Source organism: Escherichia sp. MOD1-EC5950, from assembly GCF_002965345.1.
Classification (GTDB): Bacteria; Pseudomonadota; Gammaproteobacteria; order Enterobacterales; family Enterobacteriaceae; genus Escherichia; species Escherichia marmotae.
The window spans coordinates 1-1,380 of the sequence record NZ_PTSR01000091.1; the positions used below are offsets into that span (position 1 = coordinate 1).

The window sequence follows — 1,380 nt, forward strand, 5'->3', positions numbered from 1 at the left end:
CTATTCCCCTTGTACATGCAGAGTCATCGCTCTTGGCAACCGTTCAATGTTAATGCTGGCGTGAAAGGTGAAGCAGAGGGCTTTTGCTGCTAATCAAAGTCTGACTGTTCAGGGCTGGGACAAGCTCACTCTGCTTCATATGATGGTAGCTAGCCATCGAGCCCTATTACATACAAGGGCTGGGGATGGGTAAGGTGAAAGCTATCAATCAGTACCGGCTTATGCCGGGCTTCGGCGGTTTTACTCCAGTGTCATATGAAACAACTGAGTGCCTCCTTCCATGCCGCTGGTGCGGCATATCCTGGTGACGATATCTGAATTGATATACATGTGTATATACGTGGTAATGACAAAAATAGGACAAGTTAAAAATTTACAGGAGATGCAATGATTCAGACACGTAATCAATATCTGCTGGTTATGCTGGCTGCATGGGGCATTAGCTGGGGAGCCAGATTTGTCATGGAGCAGGCAGTTCTGTTTTATAGGTCAGGAAAAAACTATTTGTTCTTCAGTCATGGTGCTGTTCTGCTGTGTGTTTTCCTAGTATACCTCCGTTGGATAGCTCCGCTACCGATCTTTGGTTAGCTGCGCAACGTTGGCGTACCGTGGCTGGTCGGTGCGGTGGCCGCGGTGTATGTCGGTGAATTTCTGCTCGGTAAGGTGCTAGCTCTGCCTGCTGAGCCATTTATAACGAGACTTTTTGCCGATAAGTCCATACCTGACGTTGCTGGCCATCTTTATCCTTGCCCCGCTGAATGAGGAAACGCTGTTCCGGGGGATTATGCTAAACGTCTTCCGTTCACGGTACTGCTGGACGATGTGGCTGGGGGCGCTGATAACGTCGTTGTTGTACGTCACCGCGCACAGCCAGTATCAGAACCTGCTGACACTGGTAGAACTGTTCTTGGTGGGGTTGATTACATCAGCGACTAGGATCAGAAGTGGTGGCCTGCTGCTGCCGGTATTGCTGCATATGGAAGCAACCACGCTGGGTTTACTGTTTGGTTGAAAGTTATATTTTTATTAAACATTGCGCGTTAAAGCCTGGTGTGTTTTTTTAGTGGATGTTATATTTAAATATAACTTTTATGGGGGTGAAGAATGCATACCACCCGACTGAAGAAGGCTGGCGGCTCAGTTATGCTGACCGTCCCACCGGCACTGCTGAATGCGCTGTCTCTGGGTACAGATAATGAAGTTTGTCAACGCCACGATGTTTGACCGTTATGGTGATGCGGACGATTTCCTGGACTGCTTTATCATTCCAGCCCGCATTGTTGGCGGTACATTTCAGGGCTGACTGCACCCAGCGATAATTTTATACGCCGCTCGTTATACCATCTGATGTAAGCATCCACTTGCTGCATGAACTTTTCT

The 1,380-nt window shown here is 48.3% G+C and carries 1 protein-coding gene and 2 pseudogenes; 2 read left to right on the forward strand and 1 reads right to left on the reverse strand.

Annotated features, from left to right (window positions below; all coding sequences use genetic code 11):
• Positions 1–387: 387 nt before the first annotated feature.
• Both BEA93_RS26260 and BEA93_RS24335 read left to right on the forward strand, forming a co-directional pair.
• Positions 388–1,012 (forward strand): annotated as a pseudogene (locus BEA93_RS26260) (lysostaphin resistance A-like protein).
• Between the two features lie 92 nt (positions 1,013–1,104).
• Positions 1,105–1,203 (forward strand): annotated as a pseudogene (locus BEA93_RS24335) (AbrB/MazE/SpoVT family DNA-binding domain-containing protein); the annotation flags it as partial.
• Positions 1,204–1,262: 59 nt separating this feature from the next.
• On the opposite strand, the gene BEA93_RS24340 reads toward BEA93_RS24335, so the two are convergent.
• A partial coding sequence (locus BEA93_RS24340) for an IS3 family transposase (RefSeq protein WP_157945152.1) occupies positions 1,263–1,380 on the reverse strand: 118 nt, incomplete at its 5' end.